This is a genomic window from Aeromonas sp. QDB39 (assembly GCF_027707585.1).
In the GTDB taxonomy this organism is placed as follows: domain Bacteria; phylum Pseudomonadota; class Gammaproteobacteria; order Enterobacterales; family Aeromonadaceae; genus Aeromonas; species Aeromonas hydrophila.
This window is the reverse complement of sequence record NZ_JAPCIV010000006.1, coordinates 61956-78865: the sequence shown is the minus strand read 5'-3', so window position 1 is coordinate 78865 and position 16910 is coordinate 61956. Positions and strand designations below refer to the sequence as shown.

At 59.3% G+C, this 16910-nt stretch carries 17 protein-coding genes and 2 tRNA genes; 5 read left to right on the top strand and 14 right to left on the bottom strand.

Annotated elements, in window-relative coordinates:
- Positions 1-143: 143 nt before the first annotated feature.
- The 8 genes from PG899_RS05125 to rlmE all read right to left on the bottom strand — a co-directional run bounded on the left by PG899_RS05125 (position 144) and on the right by rlmE (position 6512).
- Positions 144-220, bottom strand: a tRNA-Met gene (locus tag PG899_RS05125).
- Positions 221-312: 92 nt separating this feature from the next.
- A tRNA-Leu gene (locus tag PG899_RS05120) sits at positions 313-397 on the bottom strand.
- Positions 398-404: 7 nt separating this feature from the next.
- Positions 405-731: a preprotein translocase subunit SecG gene (gene secG / locus PG899_RS05115; protein WP_190283869.1), complete on the bottom strand. Its 327-nt coding sequence runs from the start codon at positions 729-731 to the stop codon at positions 405-407.
- Positions 732-1496: a triose-phosphate isomerase gene (gene tpiA / locus PG899_RS05110; protein WP_106553195.1), complete on the bottom strand. Its 765-nt coding sequence runs from the start codon at positions 1494-1496 to the stop codon at positions 732-734.
- Positions 1497-1627: 131 nt separating this feature from the next.
- Complete coding sequence (gene glmM, locus PG899_RS05105) at positions 1628-2962, bottom strand: phosphoglucosamine mutase (protein WP_016351721.1); 1335 nt, start codon at positions 2960-2962, stop codon at positions 1628-1630.
- 17 nt (positions 2963-2979) lie between these two features.
- Complete coding sequence (folP, locus tag PG899_RS05100) at positions 2980-3825, bottom strand: dihydropteroate synthase (RefSeq protein WP_190283868.1); 846 nt, start codon at positions 3823-3825, stop codon at positions 2980-2982.
- Positions 3826-3887: 62 nt separating this feature from the next.
- Entirely contained in the window at positions 3888-5837 is a 1950-nt protein-coding gene (gene ftsH / locus PG899_RS05095) for an ATP-dependent zinc metalloprotease FtsH (protein ID WP_190283867.1), read from the bottom strand.
- Positions 5838-5882: 45 nt separating this feature from the next.
- Complete coding sequence (rlmE, locus tag PG899_RS05090) at positions 5883-6512, bottom strand: 23S rRNA (uridine(2552)-2'-O)-methyltransferase RlmE (protein WP_011707081.1); 630 nt, start codon at positions 6510-6512, stop codon at positions 5883-5885.
- Positions 6513-6609: 97 nt separating this feature from the next.
- Here rlmE and yhbY point away from each other — a divergent pair, with 97 nt between their 5' ends.
- Together yhbY and PG899_RS05080 are read left to right on the top strand one after the other, a co-directional pair.
- A complete protein-coding gene (yhbY, locus tag PG899_RS05085; RefSeq protein ID WP_005298134.1) occupies positions 6610-6906 on the top strand; it encodes a ribosome assembly RNA-binding protein YhbY in 297 nt (98 codons plus the stop codon).
- Positions 6907-7010: 104 nt separating this feature from the next.
- Positions 7011-7604 (top strand): PilZ domain-containing protein, encoded by a 594-nt coding sequence (locus PG899_RS05080; protein WP_190283866.1) that lies wholly within the window; start codon positions 7011-7013, stop codon positions 7602-7604.
- Positions 7605-7651: 47 nt separating this feature from the next.
- On the opposite strand, the gene greA is transcribed toward PG899_RS05080, so the two are convergent.
- The 3 genes from greA to pomA form a co-directional block, all read right to left on the bottom strand.
- Positions 7652-8128 carry a transcription elongation factor GreA gene (gene greA, locus PG899_RS05075; protein ID WP_011707083.1) on the bottom strand — a complete coding sequence of 159 codons (477 nt, stop codon included), beginning with the start codon at positions 8126-8128 and terminating at the stop codon, positions 7652-7654.
- A gap of 154 nt (positions 8129-8282) precedes the next feature.
- A complete protein-coding gene (locus tag PG899_RS05070; RefSeq protein WP_011707084.1) occupies positions 8283-9182 on the bottom strand; it encodes a flagellar motor protein MotB in 900 nt (299 codons plus the stop codon).
- Between the two features lie 8 nt (positions 9183-9190).
- Positions 9191-9949: a flagellar motor protein PomA gene (gene pomA / locus PG899_RS05065; protein WP_011707085.1), complete on the bottom strand. Its 759-nt coding sequence runs from the start codon at positions 9947-9949 to the stop codon at positions 9191-9193.
- 220 nt (positions 9950-10169) lie between these two features.
- Here pomA and xseB point away from each other — a divergent pair, with 220 nt between their 5' ends.
- The 3 genes from xseB to dxs are packed head-to-tail and all read left to right on the top strand — an operon-like array spanning position 10170 to position 13199.
- Complete coding sequence (gene xseB, locus PG899_RS05060; RefSeq protein WP_016351725.1) at positions 10170-10421, top strand: exodeoxyribonuclease VII small subunit; 252 nt, start codon at positions 10170-10172, stop codon at positions 10419-10421.
- Complete coding sequence (gene ispA / locus PG899_RS05055; protein ID WP_041216236.1) at positions 10422-11312, top strand: (2E,6E)-farnesyl diphosphate synthase; 891 nt, start codon at positions 10422-10424, stop codon at positions 11310-11312.
- 21 nt (positions 11313-11333) lie between these two features.
- A complete protein-coding gene (dxs, locus tag PG899_RS05050) occupies positions 11334-13199 on the top strand; it encodes a 1-deoxy-D-xylulose-5-phosphate synthase (RefSeq protein ID WP_029299289.1) in 1866 nt (621 codons plus the stop codon).
- 75 nt (positions 13200-13274) lie between these two features.
- On the opposite strand, the gene PG899_RS05045 is transcribed toward dxs, so the two are convergent.
- From PG899_RS05045 to PG899_RS05035, 3 genes are all read right to left on the bottom strand, one after another.
- Positions 13275-14216 carry an ABC transporter permease gene (locus tag PG899_RS05045; protein ID WP_011707089.1) on the bottom strand — a complete coding sequence of 314 codons (942 nt, stop codon included), beginning with the start codon at positions 14214-14216 and terminating at the stop codon, positions 13275-13277.
- 3 nt (positions 14217-14219) lie between these two features.
- Positions 14220-15194, bottom strand: coding sequence for an ABC transporter permease (locus PG899_RS05040; protein WP_011707090.1), 975 nt, complete (start codon positions 15192-15194; stop codon positions 14220-14222).
- Positions 15195-15293: 99 nt separating this feature from the next.
- Entirely contained in the window at positions 15294-16850 is a 1557-nt protein-coding gene (locus PG899_RS05035) for an ABC transporter substrate-binding protein (RefSeq protein ID WP_011707091.1), read from the bottom strand.
- Positions 16851-16910: the final 60 nt, after the last annotated feature.

Sequence of the window (16910 nt, the reverse complement as noted above, 5' to 3'; positions counted from 1 at the left end):
AAGGGCATAAAGCCCAGATAGAAATTGGTTCAGAGTAAATTGCACATAACAAAAAGCCCCGATGTCAAATCGGGGCTTGGCGCTTTACCCTGATTGTCGCCTCGCAGCGACCGCCTTCCTGAGCGTAGGAAATGCGTGAAATTTGGTTGCGGGGGCCGGATTTGAACCGACGACCTTCGGGTTATGAGCCCGACGAGCTACCATGCTGCTCCACCCCGCGTCCGAAATCGTGCGAGATTATAGCCACTTCACCCTCGTCACACAAGACTGACTGGCTATAATACACCCGGTTACCCGGGCTCACTGCTTAATTGGTGCCGTGGGCGGGACTCGAACCCGCACACCCTAGAGCACTACCCCCTCAAGATAGCGTGTCTACCAATTCCACCACCACGGCAAAACTCTTACTCGGGAACGTCAGTGTCTTTCTTGACTGGCGCTTTGCTCTGCTCAACCTGTTTGGTTTGTTGCAGATTTTCCCATTCACTACCCTGTTTGACCTTGTTGCTGGACATAGAGCCAAGCACCAAGCTAATCAAGAAGAACAGAGTAGCCAAAATCGCTGTTGTGCGGGTCAGGAAGCTGCCTGAACCACCGGAGCCGAATACGGTATTCGATGCCCCTGCGCCGAAGGAGGCGCCCATGTCAGCCCCTTTACCTTGCTGAATCATCACCAGACCAATCAGAGCCAGTGACACCAGCAGATAAACGACCAAAAGAATCTCGTACATTTAACTTGCACCCTTTGCCGCTTCAACAATTCCTAAAAACGTCTGGTCATCGAGACTTGCTCCACCAATCAGGCCGCCGTCAACGTCGGGCTGGGCAAACAACTCTCTCGCATTGGCCGGCGTCACGCTCCCACCATAGATGATTCTGACTTTCTCACCTATGACCGGAGTATCCTCCGCCAAGCGACCACGTATAAAGGAATGAACCTCTTGTGCCTGCTCGGGTGTGGCGCATTTACCTGTACCTACAGCCCAAATCGGCTCGTAGGCGATGATAGCATTATCGAAAGCCATCGCGCCATTTTTCTCTATGACGATGTCCAGCTCTTCGGCGATCACCTCGAAGGTTCTTCTCGCCTGCCTCGCCGCCCCTGATTCACCCAAACAAAGGATGGGGATCAGACCTGCCGCTCTGGCTGCCGCAAACTTCTCTGCGACGATAAAACTGGTCTCACCAAAGAGACGCCTGCGCTCGGAGTGCCCTACCAGTACGTATCGACACCCTGCCTCGACCAGCATCTGACACGAGATTTCCCCCGTGTAAGCGCCCTGTCTGTGCTGGCTCACATTCTGAGCCCCCAACTTCATTGTCCGCTGCTCACCGAGCAGTGCGGCCGTAAAGTCGAGATGCACATGGGATGGACACAAGACCACGTCTACTCGTTCATCAATGCCCTTCAGACATTGACCGGTAAACTGCTCTAACTGCGACCTACTACCGTGTAACTTCCAGTTGGCGGCTACAAACGGCTTGCGATGTCCCATCGGCAACTCCCTTGCGAAAGCGGGGCTGATAATATCCAGAGGATTGTCAGCTGACAAGCGCTATTTTCAAATTTTCGAATCGTTTGAACAAGATACAACCAGGGCGGCTTAAAAGCCGCCCTTTTTGTTCATTAAAACGCCGATTCAACCTGTTGTGCGATGCGTTGGGCCATATCACGCACCTGCTGTTCATGTTCCCCTTCCACCATCACGCGGATCAGGGGTTCGGTGCCGGATTTGCGCAGCAGCACACGGCCACGGCCGGCCAGCTCCTGTTCAACCTTGGCCACTTCCTGCTGCACGGCGTCGGCCGCCAGCGGGTCCTTGCCTTCGGCAAAACGTACATTGACCAGCACCTGCGGGAACTTGTTCATGCCGGAGCGCAGCTTGGCCAGCGGCATCTCGGCAGTGCAGATGGCAGTCAGTACCTGCAGGGCGGCAACGATGCCATCCCCGGTAGTGGTCTGATCCAGGCAGATGATGTGACCGGAGTTCTCGCCGCCGATGCGCCAACCCTTCTCGTTCATCATCTCCAGCACGTAGCGATCGCCCACCTTGGCGCGGGCGAACGGGATGCCGAGGGTCTGCAGCGCCAGCTCCAGACCCATGTTGGCCATCAGGGTGCCCACTACGCCGCCCTTGAGGCGACCGTTGCGCAGCGCATCGCGGGCAATGATGTAGAGGATTTCGTCGCCGTCGATGATATAGCCGGTGTTGTCCACCATCACCAGACGGTCGCCATCACCATCGAAGGCCACCCCCAGATCTGCCTTGCACTCCAGCACCTTGGCCGCCAGGGCTTCGGGGGCGGTCGAACCGACACCGTCGTTGATGTTGAGACCATCCGGGCTGCAGCCGATGGCGATCACTTCAGCCCCCAGCTCGCGGAACACGGAAGGCGCAATGTGGTAGGTCGCACCATGACCACAGTCAACCACCATCTTCAGCCCTTCCAGGCTCAGATTGGAGGGGAAAGTGCTCTTGCAGAATTCGATGTAACGACCGGCGGCATCATCGATGCGCAGTGCCTTGCCAAGCTCGGCGGACTCCACGCACTTGAGCTCGTGGTCCAGCTCGGCTTCGATGGCCATCTCGACTTCGTCAGGCAGCTTGGTACCGTCGGCAGAGAAGAACTTGATGCCGTTGTCGTAATAGGGGTTGTGGGACGCGCTGATGACGATGCCGGCTTCGGCCCGGAAGGTGCGGGTCAGGTAGGCGACGGCCGGGGTGGGCATGGGGCCCATCAGAATGGCCTTGAGACCCGCGGCGGACAGGCCAGCCTCCAGTGCGGACTCCAGCATGTAGCCGGAGATGCGGGTATCCTTGCCGATCAGCACCTTGCGAGTACCCTTCTTGGAGAGCACCTTGCCCGCAGCCCAGCCCAGTTTCATCACGAAATCCGGGGTGATCGGGTATTCACCCACCTTGCCGCGTACACCGTCGGTGCCAAAATACTTTCTTGCCATTGTCTGTTCTCGTTTTTTTATTTGGATATGAAATCTTGTCCCGTCATGACCATCCAGCCGGTACGCAAGGCATCCATGGTCGCTCGCACATCGTGCACCCGAATGATCCGGGCACCACGCTGCATCCCGATGAGCGCACAGGCCAGACTGCCGGCCAGCCGTTCATCAACCGGGCAGCCAAGCAGGTTGCCTATCATAGACTTTCGCGACATACCGACCAAGAGCGGAAGCTGGTAATCGAGCAACTTCTCCTGCTGGGCAAGCAGCTGATAGTTGTGTGCGAGCGTCTTGCCGAAACCGTAACCGGGATCCAGCAACAACTGCTCCCTCTCTATTCCCGCTGCCAGGCAGGCGGCGATCCGCTCGTCGAAGAAAGCCCTCACCTCCCCCAGCAGATCGTCATAATACGGCTCTGCCTGCATGGTTCTGGGCTGCCCCTGCATGTGCATCAGGCACACCGGAACGTCGGCAACGGCGGCTGCGGCCAGAGCCCCCGGCTCGAGCAGGGCTCGTACATCGTTGATAAGATGGGCACCCGCCGCGCAACCTTCCCGCATCACCGCCGCCTTGGAAGTATCCAGGGAGATCATCACCTCCAGCTCGGCGACCATGCGCTCCACCACGGGAATGACTCGGTCCAGCTCCTCCTGCTCGCTCACATCGGGAGCACCGGGGCGGGTCGACTCGCCACCGATGTCGATGAGGGTCGCCCCCTCCGCCACCATCTGGCGCGCATGGGTCATCGCCCGCTCCAGCTGATTGAAATGACCACCGTCGGAGAAGGAGTCCGGTGTCACATTGAGGATCCCCATCACATGGGGACGTTCGAGGGAGAGGCTGAGCCCTTTGCTGGTTAGCTGCATCGTTACTTCCGTTGATATAAAGAAAAACCCCGGGGCCAGCCCGGGGTTTGTATCATCACGATTTATTTGGCCGGCACATCGTTGGCCTTGTCGATATCGACATCAGCCACCTGCTCGCTCTCGGCTATCGCCGGCTTGGCTTCTGCTGCAACCGTGGCACCGCCTTGCGGGGTATCACCGTGCTCATCATGCCAGTTGCTGGGGGCACGCACTTCGCGGCGAGCCATCAGATCATCGATCTGCTTGGCATCGATGGTCTCGTACTTCATCAGCGCATCTTTCATGCTGTGCAGCACGTCCATGTTGTCCAGCAGGATCTGCTTGGAGCGGGCGTAGTTGCGATCGATGACCTGCTTGACCTCGGCGTCGATGACGCGCGCAGTATCATCGGACATGTGCTTGGCCTTGGCCATGCTGCGACCGAGGAACACCTCGCCATCTTCTTCCGCATAGAGCATGGGACCGAGACGCTCGGACATACCCCACTGGGTCACCATCTTGCGGGCGATGTCGGTGGCGCGCTCGATGTCGTTGGACGCACCGGTCGATACCTTCTCGGCACCGTAGATCAGCTCTTCCGCCAGACGACCGCCGTACAGGCTGGAGATCATGGACTCCAGATGCTGCTTGGAATGGCTCCAGCGATCCTGCTCCGGCAGATACATGGTCACACCGAGCGCACGACCGCGCGGAATGATGGAGACCTTGTAGACGGGGTCATGATCCGGCACCAGACGACCAATGATGGCGTGACCGGCTTCGTGATAGGCCGTCATCTCTTTCTCGGACTCTTTCATCACCATGGAGCGACGTTCCGCGCCCATCATGATCTTGTCCTTGGCCTTTTCAAACTCGGCCATGGAGACCACTCGACGGCTCTCGCGGGCCGAGAACAGGGCGGCTTCGTTGACCAGGTTGGCCAGGTCAGCACCGGAGAAACCGGGCGTACCGCGGGCAATCAACGCCGGATTGACGTCATCTGCCAACGGCACCTTGCGCATGTGCACTTTCAGGATCTGTTCGCGACCACGGACATCCGGCAGACCGACCACGACCTGGCGGTCAAAACGACCCGGACGCAGCAAGGCCGGGTCCAGTACGTCAGGACGGTTGGTGGCGGCGATGACGATGATGCCCTCATTGCCTTCAAAACCATCCATTTCGACCAGCATCTGGTTCAGGGTCTGCTCACGCTCGTCATGACCACCGCCCAGACCGGCGCCACGCTGGCGGCCGACTGCATCGATCTCGTCGATGAAGATAATGCAGGGAGAAGACTTCTTGGCCTGCTCGAACATGTCGCGTACCCGGGAGGCACCGACACCCACGAACATCTCGACGAAATCTGAACCCGAAATGGTAAAGAAGGGCACCTTGGCCTCGCCTGCAATGGCCTTGGCCAGCAGGGTCTTACCGGTACCGGGAGGACCAACCAGCAGCACGCCGGTCGGGATCTTGCCGCCCAGTTTCTGGAACTTGCTCGGATCGCGCAGATAGTCGACCAGCTCCTTCACCTCTTCCTTGGCTTCGTCACAGCCGGCCACGTCGGCAAAGGTGGTCTTGATCTGATCTTCACTCATCAGGCGAGCCTTGCTCTTGCCGAACGACATGGCACCCTTGCCACCACCGCCCTGCATTTGACGCATGAAGAAGACCCAGACACCGATCAGCAGCAGCATCGGGAACCAGGAGATGAAGATGGACGTCAGCAGAGACGGCTCTTCCGGCTTCTCGCCCATCACTTTGACATTGTGATTGAGCATGTCGTTGAGCAGCTGGGGATCCGGCGCCGGGATGATGGTGGTGAAGCGTTCACCGGTGCGCTTGACGCCATTAATGACCTTGCCATCCATCCGCACTTCACGGATCTGCTCTTGGGTCACTTCTTTAACGAAGCTGGAATAGTCCAGCTGGCGACTGGTGGTATCGCTGGGGCTGAAGCTATTGAACACCGACATCAACACGACGGCGATGACCAGCCACAGGATTAGGTTTTTCGCCATGTCACTCAAATCAGTAACCTCGCAGACTGACAGTTAACGATGAAGGTTAGGGTACTACAGTTTAAAACCGGTAGCCACAATGTAGACTTCTCGTGAACGGGCACGAGACGAGTCTGGTTTACGAATCTTGACGGCAGTGAAAAGTTTACGGATTTCATTGAGATAGATATCAAACCCCTCCCCCTGGAATACCTTGACCACGAAGCTGCCGTTGGCCCGCAGGACCTGATTGCACATGTCCAGCGCCAGTTCGACCAGATACATGGAACGGGCCTGATCCACCTGCTGGGTACCGCTCATGTTGGGCGCCATGTCGGACATGACGACGTCAACCTTGTCCGGACCTACCCGTTCAAGCAGGGCGCCCAGTACAGTTTCCTCCCGAAAGTCGCCCTGAAGGAAATCGACACCGGCGATGGAATCCATCGGCAGAATATCGCAGGCGATCACCCGGCCCTTGTCACCGACCTGGTCGATGGCAAACTGGGACCAGCCACCGGGGGCCGCCCCCAGATCCACCACCGTCATGCCCGGCTTGAGCAGTTTGTCCTTGCCCTGGATCTCGTCGATCTTGAACACGGCACGGGATCTCAGTCCCAACTTCTGGGCTTTTTTGACGTATTGATCGTCAAAATGCTCTTTTAACCAGCGGGTTGAACTGGGGGAATGTTTTTTCTGGGTCATGATCGTCGACTTTAAAAAACCACAAGGGTTATTAGTATTAAGGGCTAAGTGGGGGTAGAATACGCCCCTTTCAACCCTGACTTATGAAGAAATTGCCATGATTCTCAACAATAAACAGAAACAGTACCTCAAGGGCCTTGCCCACAGTCTGAAGCCGGTCGTCCTGCTGGGACAACACGGTCTGACCGAAGGTGTGCTGGCCGAGATCGATCTGGCGCTCAACCACCACGAGCTGATCAAGGTTAAGGTTGCGTCTGAAGATCGTGAGATGAAACAGCTGGTTATGGATGCCATCGTCCGTGAAACCGGCGCGGTGAAAGTACAGAGCATCGGCCACGTGCTGACCATCTATCGTCAAGCCAACGAGCCGAAAATCCAACTGCCCCGCAAGTAACAGGAAAGAGCATCGCTCTTTCCTTCATTTCCCCTCTTCCCAAGTCGCTTGCCAAAGTAGTCGCCAGGCCCTTAACCTGCGATGAATACTCGTGGATACCCGCTATGGATCACCATCAGATTCTCACCGAAGATGAACTGGCCATGCTACGGGACTTGGGAAGCGATCAGGAGACGGCCGCCGGTCAATCCCTGAGCGGTTATCTCGCCACTCCCCTGCTAGGCCTGCTGCAACGCGCCGACCAGCTGGTGCTGGAAGCCCGCTTTGCCGGGCATCAGCTCCGTTTTCCGCTGCGCTTCACTCAAGGGGATGATGGCTTCGTCGAGCCACGCATCGCCGCCCCCGTCATCAAGGAGCTGGGTTATCCCCATCCGCGCACCTGGCGGCTGGACGAGCAGGCCAGCTTCAGGATGGGTGAGCACGAGTATCTGGTGCACAGCCTGTCGCTCGATGGTCTGGTCGTCGAGGGCCTGCCGCCCGGACTGGCCGTCGGCGCCACCTTGACGGGCAGCCTGCTCATTGAGGATCTCGCCCCCCTGCCGCTCAGCGCAGAGCTGGTCAGGCACATTCATCGTCGCAACGGCATCCAGGGCTGGGCACTGCATTTCCAGATGGCCAAAACGGACCTTGAACTGCTGCGCAACTGGATGTTCCAGCGTCATCAGGACGCCTTCACCCAGGCTTACCAGCCCCGCTAAATACAAACAGGGGAGCCGGGGCTCCCCTGTTCTGGCATCAACCTACCTCAGAGGTAGGCAACTTCCAGGATCTCGTACTCCACATCGCCTGCCGGCGTCTTGACGATGGCCACATCGTCCACTTCCTTGCCGATCAGAGCACGGGCGATGGGGGAATTCACGGAGATCATGTTCTGTTTGATGTCCGCCTCATCGTCGCCCACGATACGGTAGACCACCTCTTCTTCCGTCTCGCTCTTGAGCAGAGTCACGGTTGCCCCGAAGATGACGCGACCATTGTTGGTCATCTTGGTGATGTCGATCACCTGGGCGTTGGAGAGCTTGCTCTCAATTTCCTGGATACGGCCTTCACAGAAGCCTTGCTGCTCGCGGGCAGCATGGTATTCGGCGTTTTCTTTCAGATCACCATGTTCACGGGCATCTGCAATCGCTTCGATAATCTGCGGACGCAGCTCGGTCTTGAGATATTCGAGCTCTTCACGCAGCTTTTCAGCGCCGCGAACAGTCATCGGAGTATGATTCATAGTCGAAACCTGGGTTGCTTGAAAAGAGAAGCTGCGGCTATCAGAGAGAGCCGCAGCTGTCGGTTCGGATGAGGCATCTTAATATGAAGCCGGCACAAAATCCATGTCAGTCCCTGCGAGCGGGATCGCGCTTTCTCATCAGAATTTGCCGGAACTATTTCTGTTCCTGCGCGCTGATCGGGGCTGACACCGTCGGTTTGCCCTGCATGATGGAGATCTCCACCCGCCGGTTCATGCGCCGGTTTTCCGGGCTGGTATTGGGCACCAGCGGCTGGGAATCGGCCATCCCCTGTACCACCAGCCGGCCGCCATCGAAGCCCGGCACCTTGATCATCTGGTGGGCTACCGCCACCGCCCGCTGGGAGGAGAGCTCCCAATTGGACTGGAACAGCTCATCCTCGGTGGCGGCATCATCAGTGTGACCCGAAATGGTGATCTCGCCAGGCACATCCTTGAGCAGGGCCGCCACCTTGCGCACCACCGGCCAGAACTGGGGCTGCAGGAAGGCGGAGCCCGCCGGGAAGGCCGCTTTTTCCCGGATCCGGATGATGATCTGCTGACCCAGCGCCTCCACTTCGATGGCGCCATCCTGGATCTGCGCCTTCATCTGATCCGCCAGCGCCTTGGCCAGCGCGTTGGACTGCTCCTGCTGCTGCTGTTTCTGCGCCTCCTGCTGGGTGTCGCCCCCCACCAGCTTCTCTTCACTCTTGTCATGACCGCCGGCCTGATCGGCATCGCCGGGCTGAAAATCCAGCTCGGTCTGGGTCATGTCCATGGTCTGCTGCATGATGGTATCGATGGGGGTCGGCTCCGGGCGACCCGGCCTGAACTCCTGGGCGATGACGGAGGTTCCCTTGGGAATGTCCTTCACCTCGAGAATATTCTGTACCCCGAACGCCTTCTCCATGGAGCCGGCAATCTGCTTGAACTTCTGCACGTCCATCTCGGCAAACGAGAGCAGCAGAACGAAGAAGCACATCAGCAGCGACATCAGGTCGGCGAAGGTTCCCATATAGCCGGGCAGACCGGGAGGTGGGCATTTGCACTTTGCCATGCGCGCTCCTATTCGGTCCCGTTGTTGCGTTTGGACTGGTTCAGGTAGTTCTGCAGCATGGCCTGGATCACCCGCGGGTTCTGGCCATCCTGAATGCCCATGATGGCGTCGAGGATCAGGGTACGGCTCAGCTGCTCCTCACCGCTGCGCAGCTCCAGCTTGTCGGCGATGGGGATGGCGATCATGTTGGCCTCGATCGCCCCGTACAGGGTGGTGAGCAAGGCCACCGCCATGGCCGGGCCGATGGACTTGGGGTCACTCATGTTCGCCAGCATGGCCACCAGCCCCACCAGGGTACCTATCATCCCCATGGCGGGGCCAAGATCCCCCAGGGAGCGGAACACCTTGACGGCGATGACGTGGCGCTCCGAGGTCAGCTCGATGTCCTTCTCCATCACGGCCCGTACCACGTCGGCGTCATGGCCGTCCACCAGCATGTCGATGCCCTTCTTCATGAAGGTATTGGGGATCTCCGCCGCCTCCAGGGCCAGGAAGCCCCCCTTGCGGGCCGCGTCCGCCAGTTCCACCGCCTTGGCAATCAGGTCATCGAGCTTGTCCCCCTTGTACATGAAGGCCTTGCCGGCCACCTTGAACGCCATCAGAAACTGGCCGAGGTTGAACTTCATCATGCAGATGAACAGAGAACCCAAAATGGTGATATAGACCGAGGGCATATCCACATACATGCTCATGGGGCCACCCAGCAGCATGCCGTACACCACCACCCCGAACCCCAGCACTATGCCTATCAGACTGCCTAAATCCACATCCCTACTCCTGTCAGCTGAAATTTGTTGTATCTGCAGTTTGTTGAATTTTCTGCTATTGGCTCATCAGCGGCAAGGGTTGCCACAATTTTCCCCGTTCGGAAGATGGCTTATTATCGGCCACTTTTCCGAGAGTTTAAGCCGACGGCATTTTTCTGCCTCCCCCCTGCCCGTCGTCGATGTTAAGATAAGCCGTTTTTTTCAATCCCCGAGGATGGACATGGCCAGTAAAAAAATCGACCGCCTGAGTTTTGATGCCACTCTGGAAGAGCTGGAAACCATAGTTCATCAACTGGAACAGGGCTCCCTGCCGCTGGAAGAGGCTCTCAAGCAGTTTGAGCAGGGCATTCATCTGGTGCGGGCCGGCCAGCAGAAGCTGGAGCAAGCCGAGCAGAAGATCCAGATCCTGCTGACTCAGGCCGATGGCAGCGAGCAAGCAGTCCCCTTCCAGCCAGAGCAAGGAGAGGAGTGAGTGACGCTGGACGATTTTTCCCGCCTGCACCGGCAACGTATTGACGACTGTCTGTCTGCACAACTTGAATCCTTGCCCGCCATGGCCCCTCGCCTGCGCGATGCCATGCGCTACGGCCTGCTGCTGGGCGGCAAGCGGGTGCGCCCCTTCCTGGTCTACGCCGTCGGCGAGATGCTGGGCGTAAAGAACGAACTGCTGGACGGCCCGGCCGCCGCGGTGGAGTGCATCCATGCCTACTCCCTGCTGCACGACGACCTGCCCGCCATGGACAACGACGATCTGCGTCGCGGTCAACCGACGGTGCACAAGGCATTCGATGAAGGCACCGCCATTTTGGCCGGCGATGCCCTGCAAACCCTGGCCTTCACCATTCTGGCCGATCACCCGATGCCGGACGCGCTGCTGGCCAACCGGGTACGGATGCTGAGCCGGCTGGCCCGCGCCTCGGGTTATCTCGGCATGTGCGGTGGCCAGGCGCTGGATCTGCAGGCGGAAGGGCGCCAGATTTCCCTCTCCGAGCTGGAACAGGTACACCGCCACAAGACCGGGGCTCTCATCGAGTGCGCCGTGGCGCTTGGCGCCCTGTGCAAGGCGGACGTGGATGAAACCACCCTGAGCGCGCTGCAAACCTATGCCGCCGCCATCGGTCTCGCCTTCCAGGTGCAGGATGACATCCTCGACATCACGGGCGATACCGCCACCCTCGGCAAGCGACAAGGTTCCGATCTGGCGCTGGAAAAGAGTACCTATCCGGCGCTGCTGGGGCTCGACAATGCCCGTGAGCTGGCTCGCGAACTGCATGGTAAAGCCTTAACAGCCTTGCAATCTTTGCCCTACAATACCGACATTCTGGAAGCGTTTGCCGATTACATCATCGAGCGAACCCACTAAACGCTGGATAACAGTAACAATATGAGCGTTGATATAAGCAATTTCCCCAACCTGGCCCTCGCGGATACGCCGGTCGAGTTGCGATCCCTGCCCTTCGAGCGACTGCCCGTACTGTGCAACGAACTGCGTGAATATCTGCTGCGTTCGGTGAGTCGCTCCAGTGGCCATCTTGCCTCCGGGCTCGGCACCGTCGAACTGACGGTGGCGCTGCACTACGTCTACAACACCCCGTTCGATCGGCTGGTGTGGGACGTGGGCCACCAGGCTTATCCCCACAAGATCCTCACCGGTCGCCGCGATCGGATGCAGAGCATCCGCCAGAAAGACGGTCTGCACCCCTTCCCCTGGCGCGGCGAGAGCGAATATGACGTGCTCTCGGTCGGCCACTCCAGCACCTCCATCGGTGCGGCGCTCGGCATGGCAGTCGCGGCCGAGAGCGAAGGGCTGGGGCGCAAGGTGGTTGCGGTGATCGGCGACGGCGCCATTACCGCCGGCATGGCGTTCGAGGCACTCAATCACGCCGGCGATGTCCACAAGGACATGCTGGTGGTGCTCAACGACAACGAGATGTCCATCTCAGAAAATGTCGGGGCGCTCAACAACCACCTGGCCCGCATCATGTCTGGCAAGCTCTACACCACCATCCGCGAGGGTGGCAAGAAGGTGCTGGCCGGTCTGCCGCCGGTCAAGGAGCTGGCCAAGCGGGCCGAGGAACACCTCAAGGGAATGGTGGTGCCCGGCACCCTGTTCGAGGAGTTCGGCTTCAACTACATCGGCCCCATCGACGGCCACGACATCAACGCCCTGGTCGAGACCTTGCGCAACATGCGCAACCTCAAGGGGCCGCAGCTGCTGCACGTCAAGACCAAGAAGGGCAAGGGCTACGAGCCCGCCGAGAAGGACCCCATCGGTTATCACGGCGTGCCCAAGTTCAATCCGGACGAGTGCACCCTGCCCAAGGCGAGCGGCGGCAAGCCGAGCTTCTCCGCCATCTTCGGCCAGTGGCTGTGCGACATGGCGGCCAAGGATGAGCGGCTGGTCGGCATCACCCCGGCCATGCGCGAAGGCTCCGGCCTGGTGAAGTTCAGCCAGCAGTATCCGGATCGCTACTTCGACGTGGCCATCGCCGAGCAGCACGCAGTCACCTTCGCCGCCGGTCTCGCCATCGCCGACCAGAAGCCGGTGGTCGCCATCTACTCGAGCTTCCTGCAGCGTGCCTACGACCAGCTGATCCACGATGTGGCGCTGCAAGAGCTGCCGGTGCTGTTCGCCATCGACCGGGCCGGTCTGGTGGGGGCCGACGGCCCCACCCATCAGGGGGCGTTCGACATCAGCTTCCTGCGCACCGTGCCCAACATGGTGATCATGACCCCGTCCGACGAGAACGAATGCCGTCAGATGCTCTACACCGGCTACCAGTGCAACGGGCCGGCGGCGGTACGCTACCCTCGCGGCAGCGGCACCGGCATCCAGGTAGAGAGCGAGATGCAGGCGCTGGCGCTCGGCAAGGGCCGGATCATTCGTCAGGGCAAGGGCACCGCCATCCTGGCGTTCGGCACATTGCTGCAACAGGCCAAAGCGGCAGCCGAGGCGCTCGATGCCACCCTGGTGGACATGCGCTTCGTCAAACCGATGGACGAGGCGCTGGTGCTCTCCCTGGCCGCGACCCACGATCAGTTCGTCACCCTCGAGGACAACGCCATCATGGGCGGTGCCGGCTCCGCGGTGAACGAGCTGTTGATGCGCAGCAAACAGTGCAAGCCGGTGCTCAACCTCGGCCTGCCGGATCGCTTCGTCGAACAGGGTACCCAGGAGGAGATCTATGCTCTGCTGGGGCTCGATGGCGCCGGCATCCAGCGCAGCATCGAACAGTGGCTGCAGGCTTGACCCCCTCAGCACACACAGTAAAAGGGCGCCGTTATGGCGCCCTTTTTGTTTGTCTCGTTTGTTTATCTGTGGCCATCAGCCCTTGTAGAGCTTGGGATTGAACACATCCCGCAGCCAGTCACCCAACAGGTTGATGACCAGCACCAGCACCACCAGGCAGATGCCCGGGAAGGCGGTGATCCACCAGGAACCGGAGAAGATGTAGTTGAAGCCCACGCTGATGAGCGAGCCCAGCGACGGCTGATCCACCGGCATCCCCAGACCAAGGAAGGAGAGCGCCGCCTCGCTCATGATGGCGTTGGCCACCTGCACCGTGGAGATGACCAGGATCGGCGACAGGCAGTTGGGCAGAATGTGGCGGAACATGATGCGCGGGGCGCGAAAGCCCATCACCTTGGCCGCTTCCACATACTCCTTCTTCTTCTCCGCCAGCACAGAAGCGCGCACGGTTCGGGCGTACTGCGGCCACTCGGCGATACCGATGATCACCACCAGCATCAGGATGGCGAACTTCGAGTAGAACTCGGAACCAAACGTAGCCTGGAAGATGGCGGAGATGATGATCGCCACCATCATGGTGGAGAACGACAGCTGCACGTCGGCAAAGCGCATCAGCAGGCTGTCGATGCGGCCACCGAAGTAACCGGCCATCAGCCCGATGACGATGCCGAGCACCAGCTGCAGCGCCACCGCGAACAGACCTATGGTCAGCGAGATGCGGGCGCCATAGAGGATGGTGCTCCAGATGTCGCGACCCTGGTTGTCGGTACCGAGCCAGAAGCGCTCTTCGCCCCCTTCCAGCCAGGAGGGCGGCAATTCGGCATCCATCAGATCGAAGCTGGTCTGGTCATAGACGTTGTACGGGGCCAGCCAGGGTGCCAGCAGCGCCGCCAGTACGAACACCACGAACACCGCAAAGCTGAACATGGCTACCTTGTCCCGCAGGAAATAGTAGACGATGTCGGAATTTTTAAAACGTGCCCAACGGCTTGGGCTTGCAGTTACAGCATTAGTCATCTGTTACCCCTTGGCGGTCAGGTTGACGGTCGGGTTGATCAACCCGTAAAGCAGGTCGACCAGGGTATTGGTCACCACGAAAATGAGCCCGACGAAGATGACGTAGGCGGTGATGAGGGGCGTATCGACCCGGTGGATCGCCTCGAGGAACAGGAAGCCGGTCCCCGGCCACTGGAATACGCTCTCGGTCAGGATGGTGTAGGCCACCATGGTACCGATCTGCACACCACCGACGGTAATGACCGGCAGCATGGTGTTCTTCAGAGCGTGGCTGTAGTAGACCTTGTTGTTGTCCAGCCCCTTGGCACGGGCGAACTTGACGTACTCGGAGGAGAGCTGCTCCAGCATCTCGGAGCGCACCAGCCGGATGAACAGCGGCAACATGATGGAGGAGAGCGCCACGCAGGGCAGGATCAAATGCTTGATTCCGTCCCAGGTGAAGAAGCCCGACTCCCAGCCCAGCAGGTTGTAGGTCTCGCCACGGCCATAGGCCGGCAGCCAGCCCAGCTGGATGGAGAAGAGGTACATCAGCATGATGGCGGTCAGGAACACCGGGATCGAGATGCCGATGCTGCTCCCCGCCATGATGATCTTGGTCGGTATGCTGTGCGGGCGGATCGCCGAGTAGACCCCAAGCGGAATGGAGACCACCACGATGATCAGCGCAGCGCCAAACACCAGCTCAAGAGTAGCCACCAGCTTGTCGAGGATAACCTCGAGGGCTGGTCGCTTGAAGAAGTAGGAAGTACCCAGATCCCCGTGTACCGCGTTCTTCAAGAAGCGGCTGTATTTGACGAGGAAAGGATCGTTGAGGCCCATCTTCTCGCGCAATTCGTGGCGCTGGGCTTCGGAGACGGATTGTCCCACCAGCTCGCGCAACGGATCCCCCAGGTTGTCCTGGATGGAGAAGGCGACCAGGCTGATGACGAACATCACTATCACGGCCTGATAGAACCGTTTCAGCAGGAATGTAAACATGCTTGTCCTTCTACGTGGCCTGTGTCATGGCACAGGCTTCTGTTAGCAGGCGGGGTGGCCGGCTGACCACCCCGCCCCGTCCTTCCTTGCAACCTTCGCTTACTTGCCGACCACCAGGTCGCCGAAGTAAGGGAAGTTCATCACGTTGACCACCGGCTTGATATCGGCGTTCTTCTTGGCGCCGTAGGCCAAATCTTCCCAGTGCAGCGGCACATAGGCAGCGTCGTCGATCAGCATGGCTTCGACCTTCTTCAGCATCTCGGCACGCTTGGCCGGATCGGTCTCGGCGTTGGCCTGCTCGACCAGCTTGTCAGCCTCGGCATTGGCATAACCGGCGCAGTTGTACTGACCCATGCCGGTCTTGGCATCCTTGGTGAAGGTCAGGAACTCGAAGAAGTTCGCACTGTCTTCGGTGTCGGAGTGCCAGCCGATCAGCTGCATGTCAGCGGCGCACTTGTCAAACTCAGGCCAGTACTGGGCCACCGGCATGGTCTTCAGATCCACCTTGATGTTGATCTTGGCCAGCATGGCGGAGACGGCCTGGGCAATCTTGACGTCGTTGACGTAGCGGGCAGCCGGGGAGATAAAGCTCATCTTGAAGCCCTGCTCATAGCCGGCTTCCTTCATCAGCTGCTTGGCCTTGGCCAGATCATACTGGGGCTTGAGCGCCTCATTGTGACCGGCATAGCCTTTCGGGCTCAGCTGGCCGGCAGGGGTACCGAAGCCTTTGTTGATCTTCTCGACGATGCCCACCTGGTTGATGGCGTAGTTGATCGCCTGACGCACGCGCTTGTCTTTCAGCGCCGGGTTGGTGTTCTGGTTCAGCTCGATGATGATGGCGCGGGTACCGGACAGGGTCACCAGCTGGGTGTCCTTGCCGTTCTTCACGCGCTCCAGATCGTTCGGCGCAACCGGGTAGATCACGTCCACATCGCCACCCAGCAGGGCCGCCACGCGGGTGGCGTCTTCCTTGATGGGCACCACGGTCAGGTTGTCGACGTTGCCCTTGGAGGCCTTGTCCCAGTAGTTGGCGTTGCGGGTGTACTCCAGCTTCACGCCCTGCTCGCGGAACTTGACGCTGAACGGACCGGTACCGGAGACGTGGGTAGATGCGTAGGAGTCGCCGTTCTTGACGATCTCGGCCTTGTCTTTGCCGGCTTCGGTCTTGCCGGTATAGAACTTGGAGTCCATCGGGAAGATATAGGTGACGGTCTGCAGCACCAGCGGGAAAGGCTTGGCGGTGACGAGATCGACGGTGTACTCATCGACCTTCTTCACTTCGGCGATGGGGTCGAAGATGGCCTTGAAGTCGACGGAGGACTTCAGACGGTTGACGGTCCACACCACGTCATCGGCGGTGAAGTCGTTGCCGGAGTGGAACTTGACGCCCTTGCGCAGGAAGAAGCGCACGGTCTTGTCGTCGATGCGCTCATACTTCTCGGCCAGACGCGGCTCGAATTTCAGGTCCTGGGTGTAACGCATCAGCGGATCGAACACCAGGTGGGACATCTCCAGGGTCTGACCGGAAAGCTGCTCCTGCGGGTCCAGCGAGGTGGCGTCGGAGGCGACAGCGACCTTGATGTCGACGGCGGAAACGTTAAAAGCGAAACCGGCGGCAAACAGCGCCAGGGCAATCTTGGATAATCCTTTCTTCATGTCTTTCTCCATGCTTTTGGCTTTTTATTGACACTTTTTTTGACAAGCAGAGCGGCGGGC

Bases quoted from the DNA above. Each gene is read 5' to 3' on its own strand.
- PG899_RS05080 (WP_190283866.1), top strand. From the start codon at position 7,011: ATGGATCACCATCAGATTCTCACCGAAGATGAACTGGCCATGCTACGG.
- greA (WP_011707083.1), bottom strand. From the start codon at position 8,128: ATGAATCATACTCCGATGACTGTTCGCGGCGCTGAAAAGCTGCGTGAA.
- PG899_RS05040 (WP_011707090.1), bottom strand. From the start codon at position 15,194: ATGTTTACATTCCTGCTGAAACGGTTCTATCAGGCCGTGATAGTGATG.
- secG (WP_190283869.1), bottom strand. From the start codon at position 731: ATGTACGAGATTCTTTTGGTCGTTTATCTGCTGGTGTCACTGGCTCTG.
- glmM (WP_016351721.1), bottom strand. From the start codon at position 2,962: ATGGCAAGAAAGTATTTTGGCACCGACGGTGTACGCGGCAAGGTGGGT.
- PG899_RS05035 (WP_011707091.1), bottom strand. From the start codon at position 16,850: ATGAAGAAAGGATTATCCAAGATTGCCCTGGCGCTGTTTGCCGCCGGT.
- xseB (WP_016351725.1), top strand. From the start codon at position 10,170: ATGGCCAGTAAAAAAATCGACCGCCTGAGTTTTGATGCCACTCTGGAA.
- folP (WP_190283868.1), bottom strand. From the start codon at position 3,825: ATGCAGCTAACCAGCAAAGGGCTCAGCCTCTCCCTCGAACGTCCCCAT.
- dxs (WP_029299289.1), top strand. From the start codon at position 11,334: ATGAGCGTTGATATAAGCAATTTCCCCAACCTGGCCCTCGCGGATACG.
- PG899_RS05045 (WP_011707089.1), bottom strand. From the start codon at position 14,216: ATGACTAATGCTGTAACTGCAAGCCCAAGCCGTTGGGCACGTTTTAAA.
- yhbY (WP_005298134.1), top strand. From the start codon at position 6,610: ATGATTCTCAACAATAAACAGAAACAGTACCTCAAGGGCCTTGCCCAC.
- rlmE (WP_011707081.1), bottom strand. From the start codon at position 6,512: ATGACCCAGAAAAAACATTCCCCCAGTTCAACCCGCTGGTTAAAAGAG.
- PG899_RS05070 (WP_011707084.1), bottom strand. From the start codon at position 9,182: ATGGCAAAGTGCAAATGCCCACCTCCCGGTCTGCCCGGCTATATGGGA.
- tpiA (WP_106553195.1), bottom strand. From the start codon at position 1,496: ATGGGACATCGCAAGCCGTTTGTAGCCGCCAACTGGAAGTTACACGGT.